The organism is uncultured Mailhella sp. (genome assembly GCF_944324615.1).
Taxonomy (GTDB): domain Bacteria; phylum Desulfobacterota; class Desulfovibrionia; order Desulfovibrionales; family Desulfovibrionaceae; genus Mailhella.
Map to the genome: position 1 here is coordinate 98,518 of NZ_CALUWY010000001.1, position 19,644 is coordinate 118,161.

Genomic DNA, 19,644 nt, shown 5'->3' on the forward strand with positions numbered 1-19,644 from the left:
GACCACTTCGCATGTTCCGCCCTCAGCCGCCTTCCTTTGCGAAAAAAGTGCTGTTTCCTTACAAAACGCCCTCTTCCAGAGGGGAAGACATGCCTTTTCTGTGCCATCATTGTACAACGCCACACAGATATTATGCAGCCATTCCGAAGTGTTGCGGAAATGCTGCAGAGGCGGATTGACAATTCCGGCAAAAGCGTACTAGATTCCATCCCGCTTCCTTACGGAAGCATTCCCGCAGAAACTGTTTGAAGGCCGCAAGGCCGACTAGCAGCGGAGGGAGCTCTGGAGAATCCCGTTTGGGTGCCGAAGGTGCAAGGCGAAAGCCGAAACTCTCAGGCCAAAGGACAGAGCTTAGGATCTTGCCGTCGGGCGCAACCTGCAGCCGTATCCCTAAGCGTTTTCTCTGGAGCAAATCATGTGGATTTGCTCTTTTTTTTACCCTGAAACGGGGCGGCGAAAACGTGAAGGAACTGCCGCCCGAAGGACATGTGCCATGGAATTCATCGCTCAGGTAGTGGATGCGGTCAACAGCGTGCTCTGGGGCTGGCTCCTTCTCTTTCTGCTCTGCGGCACGGGCATTTTTTATACCATCCGCCTGCGTTTCATCCAGCTTCGTAAATTTCCCCTCGCCTTCCGCCGTCTGTTCAGCAATATTTCCCTGAACGGCGAAAGCGCCGACCATACCGGCATGAGCTCCTTCCAGGCGCTGGCCACCGCCGTGGCCGCGCAGGTGGGCACGGGCAACATTGCGGGCGCGGCCACGGCCATCGCCGCAGGCGGCCCGGGCGCCATTTTCTGGATGTGGCTCAGCGCCTTCTTCGGCATGGCCACCAACTATGCCGAAGCCGTGCTGGCCCAGAAGTACAAGAGCACCAACGAGCGCGGCGAAACCGTCGGCGGACCGGCCTACTATATCCGCGCAGCCTTCACCGGATCCTTCGGCCGGGCCCTTGCCGCCTTCTTCTCCGTGGCCATCATCCTCGCCCTCGGCTTCATGGGCAACATGGTGCAGTCCAACTCCATAGGCGCGGCCTTCGGCACCGCCTTCGGAGTTTCCCCCGTGCTCGTGGGCATCATTGTGGCGCTCATTTCCGCCGCCATCTTCCTCGGCGGCGCAAAGCGCATTGCCTGGGTCATGGAAAAGCTCGTGCCTCTCATGGCGCTTCTGTACGTCGGCGGCTGCCTCATCATCATCTTCGCCAACATTTCCGCCCTGCCCGGCGCCTTCAAGACCATTTTCGTCATGGCCTTCGATCCTCAGTCCGCCGGCGGCGGCGCACTCGGCATCACCGTGCGCGAAGCCATGCGCTACGGCGTGGCCCGCGGCCTCTTCTCCAACGAAGCCGGTATGGGTTCCACGCCCCATGCCCATGCTCTTGCCAAGGTGGCCCACCCCGACGATCAGGGCATGATGGCCATGATGGGCGTGTTCATCGACACCTTCGTGGTGCTCACCTGCACGGCGCTTGTCATCGTCATCACCGGCGTGTGGAACTCCGGCAGCACCGGCACGGAACTGGCCCAGATAGCCTTTGACACCGTATTCGGTTCCCTCGGCAATATCTACATCGCCATCTGCCTGTTCTTCTTCGCCTTTTCCACCATCATCGGCTGGTATTTCTTCGGCGAGGCCAACGTGAAGGCCCTCTTCGGCGCAAAGTATGTGAAGATCTATTCCGCCATTGTGGTGCTCTTCATCGTGCTCGGTTCCGGCCTCAAGGTGAACCTCGTGTGGAACATGTCCGACATGTTCAACGGGCTCATGGTCCTGCCCAACCTCGTCGGCCTGCTGGCTCTCTCCGGTGTGGTGGTGGCCATAGCCAGGAGCAGAAAGTAGGCGCTCCTGCCCCGTCCCGTCCATTCATAAAGGGCCGCCGCTCCGCCAGGAAGCGGCGGCCCTTTCCTGTCTCTGCCCGCCTTCCGGCCGGGCATATCGGAAAGGAAGGCGGGCCTGTCTTCTCTGCTTCTCGGTTTCTCCGCAAAGGCGCAGGGGCATTCACGCCCTTTTACGGGAAATTCTCCTGCATGTTCCCGGTGCGTAAGCAGGGGGCGGGGAAAGCATGTCGCGCCATACAAAAACGCGGCCTTCGCCGCAGAGGACGAAGGCCGCGTGACTTTTAGCCGGAATACGGATTAATCCTGTTCCATGGCTTCCTTGAAGCGGACCTGAAGGGCCTGCATCTTGGCTTTCTTGTCGATGAGCTCCGCCTGACGGGCCTTTTCGGATTCCACAAGCTCCGCAGGAGCGCGCTTGACGAAGTTTTCGTTGGAAAGCTTGCCGTCGAGGGCCACAAGATCCTTGTCCACCTTGCCGATTTCCTTTTCCAGACGGGCCAGTTCGGCCTGGAAGTCCACCGCGCCCGTGAGCAGCACGATGACTTCGCAGCCGCGCACCACGTTGCTGGCCGAAGCCTTGGGCGCGTGAGCGCTCTGGTCGATGGTGAGCTTTTCCAGACGGGCCAGTTCAAAGAAGCCGCGGTTGGCTTCCAGCAGAGCGGCCTGCTCGGCGCTTGCCGGGCGCAGCACCACGGAAAGCTTGTAGGAAGGCTTGATGTTCAGCTCGGCACGAATGGTGCGTATGGCGCTGATGGCTTCCTGCAGGAAGATCATGGCGTCCGCATCGGCGCGCTTCACGCATTCGGGACGCGCCGCGGGGTAGAGTTCCGTGGCGATGTCCGTTCCTTCATGGCCGGGCAGAGAATCCCACACTTCGGCGGTGACGAAGGGAATCATGGGGTGCAGCAGAAGGAGCGTTTCGCGCAGTACGGTGTAAAGCACATACTGAGCTTCTTCCCTGGCAGGGCCTTCTTCCTTCATGTCGGCCTTGATGAGTTCCAGATACCAGTCACAGAACTCGTTCCACAGGAACTTGTACACGCACTGGGCAGCGTCGTTGAAGCGGTAGCTTTCCAGAGCGGCGTCCTCTTCCACCTTGATTTCCTCAAGGCGGGTAAGAATCCACTTGTGGTGCAGCCCCTTCACCGCGCCAAGATCCACGGCCCTGGGTTCGCCCTGTTCAGGAAGGTTCATGAGGGCAAAGCGCGAGGCGTTCCACACCTTGTTCACAAAATGGCGGTAGCCTTCGATGCGCTCTTCCGACATGCGGATATCGCGACCCATGGCGGCAAAGGCGGCCAGGGTGAAGCGCAGGGAGTCCGCGCCGTACTTGCGGATCATGTCCTGCGGGTTGATGCCGTTGCCCAGGGACTTGGACATCTTGCGGCCCTGCGCGTCGCGCACCAGGGCATGGATGTACACTTCGCGGAAGGGAACCTCGCCCATGAAGTGCTGACCCATCATGATCATGCGGGCCACCCAGAAGAACAGGATGTCGAAGGCCGTCACCAGCACGGTGGTGGGATAGTACTTCTTCAGCGTTTCGGTCTGTTCGGGCCAGCCCATGGTGGAGAAAGGCCACAGGGCGGAAGAGAACCAGGTGTCCAGAACGTCGGGGTCCTGTTCCAGCTTCGTGCTTCCGCACCTGGGGCACTTCGTCGGATCTTCCTCGGACACGATGAGCTCGCCGCAGTCGGCGCACGTCCAGGCGGGAATGCGGTGGCCCCACCAGATCTGACGGCTGATGCACCAGTCGCGGATATTGTCCAGCCAGTTGTAGTAGGTCTTGGTCCAGCTTTCGGGATAGATCTTGATCTTGTCCGGCACGGCGGCACGGGCGGCAGGAGCCATCTTGCTGATGGCCACGAACCACTGATCGGACACATAGGGTTCGATGACCGTCTTGCAGCGGTAGCAGCAGCCCACGCTGTGGGAAAGCGGCTCTTCCTTCACGAGGTGCCCGTTTTCACGCAGCTCTTCCACGATGGCCTTGCGGCATTCCTCGCGGCTCATTCCCGCATAACGGCCGCACACATCGCTCATGCACATGTTGCCGTTGTCGTCGATGACCTGAATGAATTCCAGGTTGTGGGTATGGCCGAGATTCCAGTCGTTGGGATCGTGGCAGGGCGTGACCTTGAGGCAGCCCGTACCGAATTCCCGGTCCACATAGCGGTCGGCAATGAGGGGCACTTCGCGGTTCACCACGGGCACGATGAGCTTCTTGCCCACCAGGGCGGCGTAGCGCTCATCCTCGGGGTGCACGCACACGGCGGAGTCGCCCAGAATGGTTTCGGGGCGGGTGGTGGCGATGGTCACGGAACCGGAACCGTCGGCAAAGTCATAGCGCACATGCCAGAGCGAACCCTTGGAATCCACATGGTCCACTTCGTCGTCGGCAAGGGCGGTATGGCAGCGCGGGCACCAATTGACGATGTACTTGCCCTTGTAGATGAGCCCTTCCTTGTAGAGCTGCACGAACACCTTGCGCACGGCGCGGGCCAGGTTGTCGTCCATGGTGAAGGCTTCGCGCGTCCAGTCCACGGAGGAACCGAGTTCCTTGATCTGTTCAAGGATCTGCCCGCCGTACTGCTTCTTCCATTCCCACACGCGTTCAATGAAGGCTTCGCGGCCCACGTCGTGGCGCTTCTTGCCTTCCTTGGCAAGGGCGCGTTCCACCACGTTCTGCGTGGCGATGCCCGCATGGTCGGTGCCGGGAATCCACAGGACGTTTTTACCCTTCTGGCGGGCATGACGGCAGAGTATGTCCTGAAGGGTCTGGTTCAGGGCATGGCCGATGTGCAGAATGCCCGTGACGTTGGGCGGAGGAATGACGATGGAATAAGGGTCGCCGGGGGCGGACATGTCGGGAGTGAAGGTTCTGGCTTCTTCCCAGTGTTTGCGCCAGTGAGCTTCCACTTCCTGCGGTTCATAGGCTTTGGACAGCATTGAAAGGCTCCAGTGTTTGACAATTCGCCGCTCGATAAGAAATGCGTGTTCGTGCGGAAAGGGCCGCCTCGCTCCGCCTGCTGCGGAGTCCTCTGCGGCCGGGCATGCCGTCATGCCCCTTCCGCCTCCTTCCCTTGCCGAACGGGCGGCTTATGCGTATGCATAGACACGGAGGGAAACATGATCGCCATACTCTGGGACGCTTCCCACATCTGGGGATATCTGCTGCTGCACGCCGTTCGTTCGACGGGCATTCCCTTCCGTGTACTCAAAGGGTTAGACATAGCCCAGACCGGACTGTCTGGCAAGATGCTCATGGTGCCCGGAGGTTCTGCGCGGCGCAAGGCCGAAGCCCTCGGCTCAGCGGGTGCGGAAGAGGTCCGGCGCTTCGTGCGAAACGGCGGGCGCTATGTCGGTTTCTGCGGCGGCGCGGGCCTGGCTCTTGCGGGCAACCTGGGGCTCTGCCCCTGGAACCGCGACGGCATGACCGACCGCCTGCAGCATCTCGTTTCCGGGCATTTTTCCTGCTCCCTTTCCTCGGAAAGCGCACTCATCCCGCCGGAACTTGCCGGAAAAACAGCGCTTCTGCCCGTATGGTGGCCGGGCCGCTTCAACGAACCGGAAAAAAACGATGCCGTGGAAGTGCTTGCGCGCTACCGCGCCCCCGGCCCCGACCTCTATGTGGCCGACATGCCCTACGCCTCCATGCCCGCCGACATTCTCGCGGAATGGAACGCCATGTACGGCGTCACGCTGCGGCCTTCGCTGCTGGACGGGCGCCCCTGCGCCGTGGCCGGAACCTTCGGCCGGGGAAGCTGGCTTCTGAGCTACAGCCACCTGGAAACGCCGGCCGATTTCCCCGGTTCGGAACAGGCCGGTTCATGGTTCCTGCACATTCTCCGCACCTGGTGCGGATCTTCCCTTGCCATGAATGCCCTGCCTGCGCTGAATTTCGATGCCCTGCCCGTGCTGTGGGAAGATAATACCCTGCTTTGCGCAAACACCGCCCTGAAGGGCCTCATTGCCCTGGCCAGGGAGCTGGGACTGCTCTTTCCGCGCAACAGCTGGCTTCTCGGCTGGCGCTCCGGCGTGCCCGGGGCGCAGTTCAACAGCCTGAACGCCGCCCTTTCCACCACCCTCAGCCTTCCGCCTGACGCGCGCCGTCTCCGGCTGTGGAAGGAAAGGCGCCATGACTTTGAACAGGCCTTTTCCCTCTTTTCGCAGGGAGCAAGGAGCTGGCTTCTGGCGCGCCGCCTGGCCGACACACTGGCCGATTCCGCGCCGGGCATGCTCCCGCGCGAGCTTCTGGTGGATCAGCGGCGGGCGCTGTTCGGCTCGCCCATGTTCGGCGGAGGACTTTGCGAACAGCTTCTGGACATGCTGGAAGAGCTGGTGTGAACCGGAACCCTTCCGGGCCGTCCGCAGAAAAACGCGCACGGCATGATGCAGCCATGCCTTCCCGGCAGGCCTGATGCCGCCTGATATTCCGGCAGAGGGCCGGAGCCTTGAAAGGGCATCCGGCAAAAAAAAACGGCACGTCCGGCGTGCCGCATGGCCCCTCGCGCCGAAGCTGCGGCACGAAACGGGGGAAAAGCCGTGCGCGGCAGAGCCGCGGCATGTCAACCCTTTCCTTTCCTCAGCGTCACGCCGAGAAGCGCCGCTCCTGCGGCCATGGCCGCAAGCGCCGCCCAGAAAAGTGCCTCCACATCCCGCGCAAGCACATAGCCCCAGAGACCGGTGTGTACGCCGCCCCTGCCGTCCACAAGCTGCACGGGAAAAAGTTCGGAATAAATCCACATGGTCAGAAGACCGCCCGCGCCCACAAGAAAAACAAGCACTCCGGCGGCCAGAGCGATATGACGGGCGGCCGTGCTCATGGAAGAGGAAGGCAGGGCTTCCTTTTCGCTTCGTTCCTCTGCGGGTGTCTCCGCAGGCGGCACGTCCCCCTGTTCCCCGCAGGGAACGGACACGTCGGGCGCGTCGACCTGATCCCGCAGCAGAAAATCAAGGCTCACGCCCAGGGTATCGGCCAGCTCCACCAGGCGGTCGAGATCGGGAGCGGAAAGGCCGGTTTCCCATTTCGTGACGGACTGCCGGGAAACTCCCATGCGCTGGGCGAGTTCTTCCTGCGACATCCCCAGGGCCTTGCGCCTGGCCTGTATTTTTCCGTATAGCTGGAGATCTTTCCTCATGAGATTCCGTGGGCTGACCGCATTTCCGGGTGAAGGCGGCAGAAAGCCGCCCGGGCATTTCAGGCACGGGCGGCCGCGCGCCGGGGGACCGGCACGGCGCGCCGGGCCGCCATCATCATGACTTGTGCACGCTATTTGAAGCGTTCCATGGCCTTGTCATAAAAAACGCACAGGGCGTCGATATCCTGCTTCTGCTGAAGCTGAAGAAGTTCGGGCTGCAGCTCCTGCATGACCTTCGCATAATTCTCAGGATTCTTCTGTGATTCTTCCTGAATGACCTGGGAGAAGGCAAGGGCCTTCTGCTGGGCTTCTTCCGGGCTGCATCCGGCCTCGGCCAGGGAAGAAAAACCGAGGACAAGGGCCAGGGCCGCGCACGAAGCCAACATTTTCCTGTTCATAAGGAACTCCTGTGGTTTTATGGCACACTGCCAGGTTTGAGCGGCAGGCCGACCTGTCCGGCCCGTCATCTGACAGGCCGCCATGGAAGGAAAACACCCTTCCCATGAAGTCGCGGGAAAAGCCCCGTGGCGCCGGGCCGCCGAATGACGGCCAGAAATTAACGCCATCGGGAAGCATTCTCCACCAACCGGAAGTTTCCTTTCCGGCAACCATCAGGTGCATCTTCATGATTTCAGATAATTAGCATAAGATATTTTCCCCTGCCACCCCCTTTTGGCAACCTCTGGTTGCGGGAAACGGCAGGTTGCCAATCCGTTTTCATGGCGGCGCATACCTAAAAGGCGGAGCCTTTGCCCCGCCTTTCCGTGGTTCCGGCGCCTTTCATGCCGCCCTGCTCCGTGCGTATCCCGGGGGCGGGCAGGCCCCGGACCTGCGCCCCGGCCCTTTGCCTGCACGCGGACAAAAAAAAGCGCAGACGCCGTCTGCCGGCGTCTGCGCCCTTATTTCCGCGTTTTCCCGGCGGGGCATCAGCCTGCCGGAAAAACGCGCCCTGTGCCCGCGCCGCCCCCGTCACGGAAAGACGGCGCGGGCGGAAGATTACATCTCTATGCCCATCCAGGTCTTGGCCGCCCAGCCGATGAAGAAGGAAACGGCCGCCACGCCGAAGCTGATGGTGAGCATTTCCACGAACTGCGGGCGGAAGCTCTCACGCCGCACCACGGAAACGAAGAAGGTGAACAGGCAGATGATGCAGGCCGCGTTGAACAGACAGCAGACCAGCGCCGCATAGGGCGAGGAAAAGATCACATAGGGCAGAAGCAGCAGCGCCACCGTGATCATATAGGCAATGCCCGTATATACGGAGGCCTTGAAGGGATGCTTTTCCCCGGGCTCCGCCTTTTTGGCAAGGTATTCCGAAGCCGCCATGGACAAGGTGGCCGATACGCCGGTGATGAAGCCCGCAAGCCCCACCGTGTCGTTGCTGCCGAGGGCCAGCGTGAAGCCCGCCAGGGCCCCGGTAAGCTCCACCAGAGCGTCGTTGAGGCCCAGCACCATGCTGCCTATGTACTTCAGCCTTTCCTCATCCACCATTTCGGCAAGACGCCGCTCGTGGCGCTCTTCCTCCTCCATGATGCCCTGCGCCTCCGGCACGTCCTCAATAAGCCCGGCATAGCGCTTTCCTGCGTGATCCTCCCCGGATTCCAGCAGATTGATGACAAAGGTGAGGCCGAAAATCCAGCTCATCACGCAGTAGAACAGCACCTTCAGGCGCTTTGCCTCCGCCTTCTTTCCGGTGTAGCGGCCCCATACCTCGCAATGCCGCTCCTCATCGGCGGCCATGCGGCGCAGAACCTCGCCGTTTTCACCGCCTGCGCGTCCCGCAAGAATAGTGTAGATTTCACTGTCCGTCTTTTCATTGGCCTGCATCTCTTCCAGCAGGCGCAGCGTGCTCTCTCTCATATCATCTCCCCCGGCGCCTGTTGCGCCTTTTTCAGGGGGATACGCCAAGCTCTCCCGGCTGGCAACCGTGAAACGGAAGGCCCCTCTGCCGGTATCTCCCCCCAAAACCCTGTGCGGCGGCCTTCTGCCGCTTTCCCCGGCCATGCCGGATACGACAAAAAGAAGGGGGAGCAGCTGCTCCCCCTTCTTCTCTTATGGCATTTCGTACGGCGCGTCCCGGAACCTTTCCGGCTCATGCGGACGCGCCGTCCGTCTCTTCTCCGGCCGGGGCTGCGGATTCAGGCGTCGGAAGGCTCCCGTTTCCGCCCGCCGGCGTTCCACCGCGCCGGGCCGGAGCTCTCCCGTCAGATGACGTTGCCCGCGCACCAGCCGGTGTCGGTGGCGTTGCGGATATTGGCCGGGCCCATGCAGTCGCCGGCGTTGATCACATCGAACGCGGTGCCCTGGAAGGAATCGCGCAGTTCCGCCAGAGGACGGGAACCTGCGGAAATGATCACGGTGTCGGCCTTGAAGAAGACATTGTTGCCGTCCTTGTCCTTTCCGGCCACGCCTTCGGGGGTGATTTCCGTGCACAGGCAGTCCACATGCACCTGCACGCCGTTCTTGATCATGTGTTCCTCAAGGCTCATGCGTTCGGCGATTTCCGACTTGGGAGCGAAGAAGTGGCCCATTTCCAGAATGGTGACCTTCTTGCCCTTTTCCGCAAGGGAAATACCCAGTTCGCAGCCCACGGAACCGCCGCCCACAACGACGATGTTCTCGCCCATCTTGTCTTCGTTGCTGAACACGTCCCAGGCCATGACCACGTTCTTCCCGTCAATGCCCGGAATGGGCGGAACGGCCTGTTCCGCACCCACGGCCACGATGACGGCGTCGTAGTTGGCTTCGGAGATCATGCTTGCCGTGACTTCGGATTCCAGAAGAATCTTGATGCCCTGACGCTGGCGCACCTGATGGATGAAGTATTCGCGCAGAGCCAGAATTTCCTTCTTGAACCAGAGGTGTTCGGGGTAAATGGCCGTCTGACCGCCGAGGAAGGCGCGCTTTTCAAACAAGGTCACGTCGTGGCCCTTGTCGGCCGCGGAAATGGCGGCCTGCATGCCGGCAATACCGCCGCCGATGACGGCAACGCGCTTGCGGCCGTTGAAGCGGAAGGCGCGCACGCGGGCGCTGCCCTGGCCCACCAGGGGGTTCACGGAGCAGCGGTTGTCGAAGGTGGCGTCGTTCAGAATGGTCACTTCCGTGGTGAGGGCATTGCGGCGGCCGCCGTCCACGCAGAAGTCGCAGTGAATGCAGGGGCGGATGTCCTTTTCACGGCCGGCACGCACCTTGTTCACCCATTCGGGATCGGCGATGGCCTGACGGGCCATGAGGATGTAGTCGGCCTTGCCTTCGGCCAGAATGCTTTCCGCAAGGTCGGGATAATGCACGGAACCGATGACGCCCACGGGCTTCTTCACGCCGGCCTTCTTGAGGGCCACGGAGCCGTCCACGTTGTGGCCGGGGGTGACGAAGCAGGTCGGGTGCATCTTCGGACGGGCATGGGCATCGAGTCTGGTGCCGCAGGAAACATGGAACATATCCACATATTCTTCCATGATGAGGGCCTGCTGCGCCGCGTCTTCGGGGGTGATGCCGCCTTCGGCTCTGTCGTTGCCGTTCATGCGGATTTCTATGACCATGGAGTCGCCCACAACCTCACGGATGCGCTTGATGACCATGAGCGGGAAGCGCACGCGGTTCTCCACCGAGCCGCCGTAGGCGTCGGTACGATGGTTGCTCAGCGGGGAGAGGAAGTTGTTCATGAGCCAGCCGTGGCCGTAATGCAGCATGATGGCGTCGAACCCGGCCCTCTTCGCGTCGGCCGCGGCGGTGACGTACATCTGCGCCACGTCTTCCATGTCCTGTTCCGTCATTTCACGCACCATGCGCCCGTTGTACATGAAGGAACTCGGACCCATGAGGTCGCAGGTGCCCGCCAGAGCGCAGATGCCGGGATGATAGATTTCGCAGGCCGTGTTCATGCCGAAGGCGTGAACGGAACGCTGAAGGATGTGCATGAACGTGAAGCCCTTGGACTTTTCGTCCAGGCGGATGGTGCCGAAGTGAGCGCTGTGGCTCGGCACTTCCACGGGAACGGCGCAGGAGGCGAAACCGCCGCGGGCAAGATCCGTGTAATAGTCCACGCCATAATCGTTGATGGTGCCGTTGGCATCGGTGGAATAGGCTCCGGAAACCTGCATGGGACCGACCATGATGCGGTTCTTATAGACAAGTTTCTTTTTGCCTACGGTCAGAGGCTGAAACAGGTGGGGATACTTTTCCAGATACAGCGGCTTGGACATGGGATTCCTCCTCGGATAGTGCGTTCAAGATCAGCTTGTATCATCCTTATACGAGCTTCCCCTTCCGCCATCTATTGACCACAGGATGATAGTGGTATAAAAAATTATTTGATACGCAATGTTGTTTTACCCCCTTTGAGGGCTTCATGCACAAGGAGCAGGGATGCAGCTTCGTTATCTCGAATATTTTGTCCAGGCCGTGGAATGCAAATCGCTGAACAGGGCGGCGCGCAAGCTCGATGTAAGTCCGCAGGCCCTGTGCGCCGGTGTGGCCGCGCTGGAAAAAAAACTGGGATATGCCCTGCTGGAACGCTCCCCCATGGGAGTACGCCCCACCAAGAACGGAGAAATCGTCTTTCAGGACGCCCGCGACATTCGGGACGTGATTCATAAATGGCTCCAGCTTTCCCATCATCAGCCGGAAAAAGACACCGTCATGGTCAAACTCGGGGCATCCACCACGCTCATGCGCTGGCTGGTGCCCCAGGTGGTGCTTCAGATCAAGGAACTCTACCCGCACATCTACTTCAACCTGTTTGAATCGTTCGTGGAACAGGTGTTTCACACCGTCGTCGACCAGCGCATGCTGGGGCTCATCACCTGCGTGAACGAAAGGGTGGAGAGCACCTACCGCGTGCGCCTCGCCCAGAACGACATGACCTTCATGGAAGGCCCGGAAGACGGCTGTGCGGTCATCATCAACAAGTCGCACCCCTTTGCCGCACTCTCCACCCTCACCCTGCGGGATCTTGCGGAACTGCGCCTTGCCTTCAATCCCCAGCGCGACCAGTATTTCGTCTACCGCGACATCTGCAAGTACTTTGCTCCTTCAGGCATCATCCACATTCCCGAACAGGAAAATCTGCTCCGGCTCATTTCCATGGATATTTCCACCGCCGCCGTTCTGCCGCGCAGTGTTCTGCGGGCTCCCGGAGGATGGGCGCAGAAGGTATGCGCCAAGGACGTGGTGGATTTCCCCATGCCGGGCCGCATCTGGCTCATCTATCCCAGAGACATGCGCTCCTCGGAAAAGCTCGTGCAGGAAAGCATAGCGGAGCTTCTGGAAAAGATGGAAAAGGAAGAATCCCCGTCCTGAAAAAGGCCCGGCGCGCCGCCGGGCTTTTTTCCGCATGGACAGGGACATGCGCCGGCTTTCCCCCGCGCCTGCAAAAAAGGCCCCGCCGGGAGGCGGGGCCATCTTCTGCACATGGAGGAGCGCAAACCTTGTGCACACGTCATGGGGCTATGCAACGTATCATGACAAGGTGCTCCACGCGAGGCATTCCCTACTTGGCGCCGTACTGCACGTTGGCTTCCTCCATGCACTTTTCAAACAGACCGAGGGCTTCCTTGGCACGGGTGAGACCGCGCTTTTCCATGGAGGAAATCCAGTTCTGCTTGAAGGGTTCCAGGTACTTTGCCATCTTGGCCTGTTCCTCGGCGGACATTTCGTTCATGTGGCACTTGCCGTTGGAGAGCACATAGTCCACGGAGTCCTTGATGCTCGCGTCCACGGCGACGGCAATGGCCTTGGACATGGTTTCACCGGTGGTTTCTTCCAGAATCTTCTGAAGGTCGGCGGGCAGGGAATCCCACACGGAACGGTTCATGACCATGTAATGGTAGCCGGGAGCGATGGGGTAATTCAGAATTTCGGTAAGCACTTCATAGAGCTTGAAGGGCTTCAGAATGGTGAGGGCCATGAGGGAGGTATCGGTCTGGCCGCGCTGAATGCTCATGTAGATGTCCGGCGGGGCGACGAAGATGGGCACCGCGCCGAAGGAGGTGATGAGTTCGTCCGCACCGGAGATGTGGTAGTTGATCTTCCTGCCCTTCAGGTCGGAAACCTTGGTGATGGGCGTCTTGGAAGTGAGCATCATGGGGCCGGTGCTCCAGATGGTGAGCAGCTTGATGTCCTTGTTGTCCAGTTCGGCCTTCACCCAGTCGTTCTGGGTGACGTACTTGTAGAAGCCCATGGAGGCGGCCATGCTGCTGGCGCCGGGCACATTGGCTTCACCCGTGTCGGAATAGCCGTACAGACCGGGATTGGCGCCGAAGAGGCTGTGCCCGATATCCACGCGGCCCTTGACCACGGCATCCGGCACTTCCTTGGAGGTGCAGATGGAACCGGGGCTGTAGTACACGATCTTCAGGCGGCCGTTGCTGCGCTTTTCCACTTCCTGCATCCAGGGTTCCCACACCTGCTGGTAGACCACATGGTTTTCACGATAGCCTTCACTGGTGAACGCGAGTTCATAGGTGCGCTCGGCGGCCGAAGAAGCGGCGGGGCACAGCAGAGAAAGCGCGAGCAGGGAAAGAAGCAGAGGTCGTTTCATGGTATCCGTCCTTGGTTATGGGTTGCCTTCACCGGGAAGGAGGTATCAGAAGAACTTGTTGGGAAGCCAGAGGGCGATGTCCGGGAAAATGGTGAGCAGCAGGATGAGGAAGGCTATGCAGAGGAAGAACTGCCACACATCCCTGAATATGGCTCCCATGGGAATATCCTTGGCCATGGAACTTATGCCGAATACGTTGATGCCCACAGGCGGCGTGATGACGGCCATTTCCGTAAGCAGCACGATGATGACGCCGAACCACACGGGGTCGAACTGAAGGGCCTGAATGGTGGGGAACACGGTGGGAAGCGTGAGCAGCAGAAGCGGCAGCACGTTCATCATGCAGCCCATGATGATGTAGAAGATGATGATGACGAGCAGGATGATGTGACGGTCCACATCAAGCCCGGACGCGTACTGGGCCAGGGTGACGGTGAGGCGCGTGTAGGCGATGAACACGCCGAGAAGCGCCACGCACATGAGGATGAACAGAAGCTTGCCGGCGATGTACACCGTGTTGATGAGGCATTCCTTCGTCTGCTGCCAGCTGATGCGCCGCGCGGCGAGGGAGAAGAGCCACACGACCACGGAGCCGATGGCGCCCGCTTCCGTGGCGCTGAAGAAACCGGCGAGAATGCCGCCCATGATGATGACGATGAGGAACAGGATGGGCAGGATGCCGGAAAGGGAGGCCACCTTGTCCTTCATGCTGTGGCGTTCACCGCGGGGCAGAAGTTCGGGGTGCCGGTACGCGGTGATGAGCAGCACGAGAATGAACAGAGAGGAAAGAATGATGCCCGGAATGACGCCCGCCATGAAGAGCCGCCCGGTGGAGGTCTCGGTGACGATGGCGTAGATGATGAAGCTCAGGCTCGGCGGAATGAGCACGCCGAGGGTGCCGCCGCAGGCCAGGGTGGCGCAGGAGAAGGCGGGGTTGTAGCCGTGCTTGCGCATTTCCGGCAGGGCCACGGAAGCCATGGTCACGCCGCAGGCCAGGGAGTCGCCGCAGATGGCGGCAAAACCCGCGCAGCCTATGATGCTGGCGATGCCGAGGGAGGCGGGAGTGCGGCCCATCCAGATGCGGGCGGCCTTGAACATGTCGGCGCTGATGCCGGACACCAGGGAAAGTTCACCCATGAGGCAGAACAGCGGCACCACGGCGAGGGTGGCGGAAAAGGCCGAGTTGTAGGAGGTCATGCTCAGGGTGTTGAAGTGGGTGATGACGTCGGGCCTGAGGCAGAGCAGCCCGATGAACCCGGAAATGCCCATGGCGTACCCCAGGGGGAAGCCTATGAACAGCACCAGCATGAAGAAGAGTATGCCGAACACGCCGAGCTGCGCGCGGGAGGGGAAGATACCGAAGTATTCCAGTATCCACGGAAGCAGCGCCACCGCCACGGTGATGGCAAGGATGACGGGAATGAACCAGACCACGCCTTCCCGGATGAAACCGGTGAAGCAGCGCAGCGTCTTGACGAGCAGCGTAAGGGCGAAGACGGCCATGCAGAAACCGAAGAACATCATGGGGATGAACAGCGGAATATGCAGGATGGAGGTGACTTCACCGCCGCCCGTCTTTTCAAAGGCGATCTCCAGAATCTCCCAGCCCAGAACGGAGAAGAAGACCAGTCCCATGAACTCGAACAGTCCGTCGAGGAAGGCCTTCACCCGGGGCGTGAAATGCTGGTAGAAGAAGTCGATGGCGATATGATGCTCACGGCAGGAAATGACGATCATGCCGGAAACGGCAAGAGCACCCATCATGAGTTCCTGAATCTCGTAGGCGCCGGGGAAATACGAACCTACATAGCGCAGAAGAACATCCACAGTGACGGGCACGGCAAGCAGCACCAGAGACACCGCGCCGATGACCAGGGCGACCTTGTAGATAAGCGTCATCATAGGTTCAAAGAGGCCTTCGGCCTTGGGTTCTGCTGCTGTCATAGGCGGCTCCTGTCGGTAACAAGTTCAGCGCATATATCCGAGAGCGGATGATTTACTCATGGTGAGATTTCCGGCGATGCCTCACGGCTTTTCCCCTCACGGGGCCCGGCGGCCGGCATCACAGCCGCCGGAAGGTTTCCGACATGAAACGCCGTATCTCAGGCCGTGTGTACATGCGGGGCGCTTTGCTCCGCGTCCGCACGATGGGCTCCGAAAGGCGTTTCGTACCGCTCTACGGCACAAGCTTCAGAAGACGGGCGGCGTTGCCGCTCAGGGAAAGCTCCAGAGCTTCGGGTTCCCAGGCCTTTTCCTTCCAGCGGCGCACGGCTTCCTCAAGCCCGCGCACCGGATAGGAACTGGCAAAGAGCACCTGCCGCTTCAAGGCGGTGTTGAAGGCGGGCATGACGTCGACGGAGGGCATGAACGGCAGATAGAAGAAGAAATCGGGCACCCAGTAGAGATTGGGGTACTTGAAGGATACCGCCGCCATGGAGATGAAATGCGGCCAGCAGGCGTGAGGAATGAGGAAGGGCGTGTTTCTGTGCCGGGAAACCACATGCTCAAGGCGCATGGGGTCGGAATAGGTGAGATCGGGGCCGAGCAGATAGCTCATGGTGATCATGACGAACACGCCCAGGGATTCCGCCGTCTCGTAAATGGGTTCCAGCCGCGGATCGTCGCAGTAGCAGGGTTCGGAACACCAGCCGGGTTCTATGGAAATGCCGCGCATGCCCAGTTCCCTGACACTGCGTTCCGCTATCTTCGGCGCCTGAGGATCAAGCGCATCCAGCGCCGCCACGCCGAAAAGCCTTCCCTTGTAGCGGTTCACCAGCTCATAGACCACTTCGGGGCTGACGAAGCCCTTGCTGAAGGTGCTGGAACTTGTGGAAGCTCTGCCCGCCACCACGGCATAGTCGATGCCTGCGGCGTCCATTTCATCCATGAAGACGGAAATGTCTCTGGTCTGTACCGAACGGGGGGGAATGTAGCCGTACATCTGACCGGGGTATTCAGGATCGAAACCCGAGGCACGCACATCAAAAGGTCCCATGGAAAGAAATTCCCCAAACGGCGGACGAATACGGAAATCAATAATCATACTGCGGTCCTGCAATGCAACACTAAAGGAAAAACCTGAAATATGAAGACTGCCACGACTTGATATGAACTTAGCTAAAAAAATAACAAGAAAGAATACGATACTGTCTGATACTGGTGTCAATTTTTCTTTGATGCCCTTCCGGGGTCCCCGGGAAAAAGCCCTTGAGATAAAAGAACTCAGGCCGTATAACCACAGGCGAACCCCAACAACAAGGAGACGGACATGGCACTGGATCCCAAACAGCACGCGGACTGGGAAATCGCACAGGATGCGGAAACCCGCATGAAGGACATTTACCGTGTCGGCCGGGAGCTCGGCCTTGAGGAAAAGGAACTGCTCCCCTACGGTCACGTCATGGGCAAGGTGGACTACATGTCCGTGCTTTCCCGCCTGGAAGGCCGCCCCAACGGCAAATATGTGGACGTGACGGCCATCACTCCCACGCCGCTCGGTGAAGGCAAGTCCACCACCACCATCGGCCTCGTGCAGGGCCTTGCCCTGCGCAACAAGCGCGTTTCCGCGGCCATCCGTCAGCCTTCCGGCGGTCCCACCATGGGTACCAAGGGTTCCGCGGCCGGGGGCGGGCTTTCCCAGTGCATTCCCCTCACTCAGTATTCTCTGGGCTTCACCGGCGACATCAACGCCGTGACCAACGCCCACAACCTGGCCATGGTGGCGCTCACCTCCCGCATGCAGCACGAACGCAACTACGACGACGAAAAGCTGCTGCGCCTCTCCGGTCAGGAACGCCTGAACATCGACCCCACCAACGTGCGCATGAACTGGGTCATCGACTTCTGCTGCCAGGCCCTGCGCAATGTGGTCATCGGCATGGGCGGCAAGTCCGACGGCTTCATGATGACCTCGCACTTCGATATTTCCGTCTCCTCCGAAGTCATGGCCATTCTTTCCGTGGCCCGCGACCTTAAAGACATGCGCGAAAGACTCGGCCGCATCATCGTGGCCTACGACCGCGCAGGCAAACCCGTGACCACGGAAGATCTGCAGGTGGCCGGCGCCATGGCCGCCTGGATGGTGGACGCCATCAAGCCCAACCTCATCCAGACCATCGAAGGTCAGCCCGTGTTCGTGCACGCCGGGCCCTTTGCCAACATCGCCCTCGGCCAGAGCTCCGTCATTGCCGACCGCCTGGGTCTCAAGCTTTCCGAATACCACGTCACCGAATCCGGCTTCGGTGCGGACATCGGCTATGAAAAGTTCTGGAACCTCAAGTGCCATTACAGCGGACTCGCCCCCGACGCCGCGGTGCTCGTGGCCACGGTGCGCGCCCTGAAGAGCCACGGCGGCGCTCCCCTGCCCCGTCCCGGCCGCGCCCTGCCCGAGGAATACCGTCAGGAAAACGTGGGCTATGTGGAAAAGGGCTGCTGCAACCTGCTGCACCACATCCGCACCATCAAGAAGTCCGGCACCTCCCCTGTGGTGTGCATCAACGCCTTTGTTACCGACACGCCCGCCGAAATCGCCCGCATCCGTGAAATCTGCGAGGCGGAAGGGGCCAGAGTGGCCGTTTCCACCCACTGGGAACACGGCGGAGCCGGCGCGCTGGAACTGGCCGACGCCGTTCTGGACGCCTGCAACGACAAGAGCGAATTCCGTCCGCTCTACGACTGGAACGCGCCCTTCAAGGAACGCATTGAAAAGATCGCCCGCGAAGTCTACGGGGCCGACGGCGTGAACTACAGCGCCGAAGCGGAAAGCCGCCTTGCCGAAATGCAGGCGCGCCCCGACGCCGCGGAACTCGGCGTGTGCATGGTGAAGACGCAGTACTCCCTTTCCGACAACCCCGACCTCAAGGGCGAACCTTCCGGCTGGAAGCTGAACATCCGCGACGTGCTGCTCTACGGCGGCGCGGGACTGGTGGTGCCTGTTTCCGGCAAGATCTCGCTCATGCCCGGCACGGGTTCCAACCCGGCCTTCCGCCGCGTGGACGTGGATACCGAAACCGGTCAGGTGCACGGCATCTTCTGATATGGTTTTCTCCGCCGCACAGGGCTGCCCTGTGCGGCACCCCAAAGGCGGCCATGACACTCTGCTGTCATGGCCGCCTTTTTCATGCTCTTTCATCCTCTCCGCCGGGAAGCGCGTCTCTCCCCGGCGGAGCCTGCATACAGTCCGCCGATCACCGATCCCACGATGAGCACGCAGGAAGCAAGCACTGACCACGAAAGCGTTTCCCCTCCGAACAGCGCGCCCAGCACCACCGCGATGACCGGGTCGATATAGGCGAAGGACACCGCAACCATGACGCGCGTATGCGCCAGCAGCCAGTAATAGCAGATATAGCCGAGCACGCTGGTGAAAAGCGTGAGAAAGACCATGCCGCCCAGCGAGGCGGCCGTAAAGGCGGAAGCCTCGACGCGCTCGCCCATGAGCCACGCCGCAGGCAGGGAAAGCAGCCCGCCGAAGAGCATGGTCAGCGCCATGCCGCCGTAGAGGGACATGCCCGCGGCGGCAAGATAACGCTTTGCATACAGCGAACCGGCCACGAAGCAGACGACGCCGAGCAGGATGACGCCCACCCCGGCAGGGGAACACTGCATGCCCTCCCCGCCCGCAAAGGTCAGCACGGCCATGCCCAGCATGGCGCCCCCTATGGCGATGCCCTGGCCCCTGCCCGGGCGGCCTCCGCCGAGGACCAGCCAGTCCCCCAGCACCATGAACAGAGGAACCGCGCCGTAGAGCAGCGCCGTCATCCCGGAAGGCACGCTCTGCTGCCCCACGGCCTGACACACGTTGTTCATGAACATGACGAAGAACGCCAGCACGAAATAGTGAACGATCTCCATGGGGCCGGAGGGCCGTCCGTGCCGGGTGAAGGGAAGCAGCGCGAGCATGAAAAGCCCCGCGCCGCACAGGCGTATGCCGTTCTGCGCTATGGGGGGAAAACCGGTAAGAGCGAACTTGATTCCCAGGAAGCTCCCTCCCCAGGAAAGGTACAGTAGGGCGAGGCAAAGGCAGGCTTTGAGTCCGGAGACCTGTTTTCCCTGCATGACGTCCTCCTTGGGCAAAATGCGGGCGGCTTTTACGGGGCGAAAACAAAGACCCCCGGAATCCGCAGC

At 60.7% G+C, this 19,644-nt stretch carries 13 protein-coding genes and 1 riboswitch; of the genes, 4 read left to right on the top strand and 9 right to left on the bottom strand.

Annotated elements, in window-relative coordinates:
• The first annotated feature begins 272 nt into the window (after positions 1-272).
• A riboswitch (glycine riboswitch) is annotated at positions 273-358 on the top strand.
• Between the two features lie 135 nt (positions 359-493).
• On the top strand, positions 494-1,837 hold the full coding sequence (locus Q0K07_RS00405) for a sodium:alanine symporter family protein (protein WP_294554900.1): 1,344 nt from the start codon (positions 494-496) through the stop codon (positions 1,835-1,837).
• 296 nt (positions 1,838-2,133) lie between these two features.
• Here Q0K07_RS00405 and Q0K07_RS00410 read toward each other — a convergent pair whose 3' ends face one another.
• Entirely contained in the window at positions 2,134-4,785 is a 2,652-nt protein-coding gene (locus Q0K07_RS00410; RefSeq protein ID WP_294554904.1) for a valine--tRNA ligase, read from the bottom strand.
• A 180-nt stretch (positions 4,786-4,965) separates the two neighbouring features.
• Between Q0K07_RS00410 and Q0K07_RS00415 the strand changes: the two genes are divergently transcribed.
• Positions 4,966-6,183 (top strand): BPL-N domain-containing protein, encoded by a 1,218-nt coding sequence (locus tag Q0K07_RS00415; RefSeq protein WP_294554907.1) that lies wholly within the window; start codon positions 4,966-4,968, stop codon positions 6,181-6,183.
• A 221-nt stretch (positions 6,184-6,404) separates the two neighbouring features.
• Here the strand turns inward: Q0K07_RS00415 and Q0K07_RS00420 are convergent, their stop codons facing one another.
• From Q0K07_RS00420 to Q0K07_RS00435, 4 genes are all read right to left on the bottom strand, one after another.
• Positions 6,405-6,977: a helix-turn-helix domain-containing protein gene (locus tag Q0K07_RS00420; RefSeq protein ID WP_294554910.1), complete on the bottom strand. Its 573-nt coding sequence runs from the start codon at positions 6,975-6,977 to the stop codon at positions 6,405-6,407.
• Between the two features lie 131 nt (positions 6,978-7,108).
• Entirely contained in the window at positions 7,109-7,375 is a 267-nt protein-coding gene (locus Q0K07_RS00425) for a BTB/POZ domain-containing protein KCTD2 (RefSeq protein ID WP_294554913.1), read from the bottom strand.
• 598 nt (positions 7,376-7,973) lie between these two features.
• Entirely contained in the window at positions 7,974-8,837 is an 864-nt protein-coding gene (locus tag Q0K07_RS00430) for a VIT1/CCC1 transporter family protein (protein WP_294554916.1), read from the bottom strand.
• A 344-nt stretch (positions 8,838-9,181) separates the two neighbouring features.
• Positions 9,182-11,182, bottom strand: coding sequence for an FAD-dependent oxidoreductase (locus Q0K07_RS00435; protein WP_294554920.1), 2,001 nt, complete (start codon positions 11,180-11,182; stop codon positions 9,182-9,184).
• Between the two features lie 163 nt (positions 11,183-11,345).
• On the opposite strand from Q0K07_RS00435, the gene Q0K07_RS00440 reads away from it, so the two are divergent.
• The gene (locus Q0K07_RS00440; RefSeq protein ID WP_294554921.1) at positions 11,346-12,278 is read left to right on the top strand and encodes a LysR family transcriptional regulator; all 933 of its coding nucleotides are present in this window, start codon (positions 11,346-11,348) and stop codon (positions 12,276-12,278) included.
• A 190-nt stretch (positions 12,279-12,468) separates the two neighbouring features.
• On the opposite strand, the gene dctP is transcribed toward Q0K07_RS00440, so the two are convergent.
• The 3 genes from dctP to Q0K07_RS00455 form a co-directional block, all read right to left on the bottom strand.
• Positions 12,469-13,518: a TRAP transporter substrate-binding protein DctP gene (gene dctP / locus Q0K07_RS00445; RefSeq protein ID WP_294554922.1), complete on the bottom strand. Its 1,050-nt coding sequence runs from the start codon at positions 13,516-13,518 to the stop codon at positions 12,469-12,471.
• Between the two features lie 45 nt (positions 13,519-13,563).
• Complete coding sequence (locus tag Q0K07_RS00450; RefSeq protein ID WP_294554924.1) at positions 13,564-15,462, bottom strand: TRAP transporter large permease subunit; 1,899 nt, start codon at positions 15,460-15,462, stop codon at positions 13,564-13,566.
• Between the two features lie 232 nt (positions 15,463-15,694).
• Positions 15,695-16,561, bottom strand: coding sequence for an amidohydrolase family protein (locus Q0K07_RS00455; RefSeq protein WP_294554926.1), 867 nt, complete (start codon positions 16,559-16,561; stop codon positions 15,695-15,697).
• Positions 16,562-16,786: 225 nt separating this feature from the next.
• On the opposite strand from Q0K07_RS00455, the gene Q0K07_RS00460 reads away from it, so the two are divergent.
• Entirely contained in the window at positions 16,787-18,553 is a 1,767-nt protein-coding gene (locus Q0K07_RS00460) for a formate--tetrahydrofolate ligase (RefSeq protein ID WP_294554928.1), read from the top strand.
• A gap of 92 nt (positions 18,554-18,645) precedes the next feature.
• Here Q0K07_RS00460 and Q0K07_RS00465 read toward each other — a convergent pair whose 3' ends face one another.
• Positions 18,646-19,575, bottom strand: a complete 930-nt coding sequence (locus tag Q0K07_RS00465; protein ID WP_294554930.1) for an EamA family transporter — start codon at positions 19,573-19,575, stop codon at positions 18,646-18,648.
• Positions 19,576-19,644 lie beyond the last annotated feature (69 nt).

Bases quoted from the DNA above. Each gene is read 5' to 3' on its own strand.
- Q0K07_RS00405 (WP_294554900.1), top strand. From the start codon at position 494: ATGGAATTCATCGCTCAGGTAGTGGATGCGGTCAACAGCGTGCTCTGG.
- Q0K07_RS00410 (WP_294554904.1), bottom strand. From the start codon at position 4,785: ATGCTGTCCAAAGCCTATGAACCGCAGGAAGTGGAAGCTCACTGGCGC.
- Q0K07_RS00415 (WP_294554907.1), top strand. From the start codon at position 4,966: ATGATCGCCATACTCTGGGACGCTTCCCACATCTGGGGATATCTGCTG.
- Q0K07_RS00420 (WP_294554910.1), bottom strand. From the start codon at position 6,977: ATGAGGAAAGATCTCCAGCTATACGGAAAAATACAGGCCAGGCGCAAG.
- Q0K07_RS00425 (WP_294554913.1), bottom strand. From the start codon at position 7,375: ATGAACAGGAAAATGTTGGCTTCGTGCGCGGCCCTGGCCCTTGTCCTC.
- Q0K07_RS00430 (WP_294554916.1), bottom strand. From the start codon at position 8,837: ATGAGAGAGAGCACGCTGCGCCTGCTGGAAGAGATGCAGGCCAATGAA.
- Q0K07_RS00435 (WP_294554920.1), bottom strand. From the start codon at position 11,182: ATGTCCAAGCCGCTGTATCTGGAAAAGTATCCCCACCTGTTTCAGCCT.
- Q0K07_RS00440 (WP_294554921.1), top strand. From the start codon at position 11,346: ATGCAGCTTCGTTATCTCGAATATTTTGTCCAGGCCGTGGAATGCAAA.
- dctP (WP_294554922.1), bottom strand. From the start codon at position 13,518: ATGAAACGACCTCTGCTTCTTTCCCTGCTCGCGCTTTCTCTGCTGTGC.
- Q0K07_RS00450 (WP_294554924.1), bottom strand. From the start codon at position 15,462: ATGACAGCAGCAGAACCCAAGGCCGAAGGCCTCTTTGAACCTATGATG.
- Q0K07_RS00455 (WP_294554926.1), bottom strand. From the start codon at position 16,561: ATGATTATTGATTTCCGTATTCGTCCGCCGTTTGGGGAATTTCTTTCC.
- Q0K07_RS00460 (WP_294554928.1), top strand. From the start codon at position 16,787: ATGGCACTGGATCCCAAACAGCACGCGGACTGGGAAATCGCACAGGAT.
- Q0K07_RS00465 (WP_294554930.1), bottom strand. From the start codon at position 19,575: ATGCAGGGAAAACAGGTCTCCGGACTCAAAGCCTGCCTTTGCCTCGCC.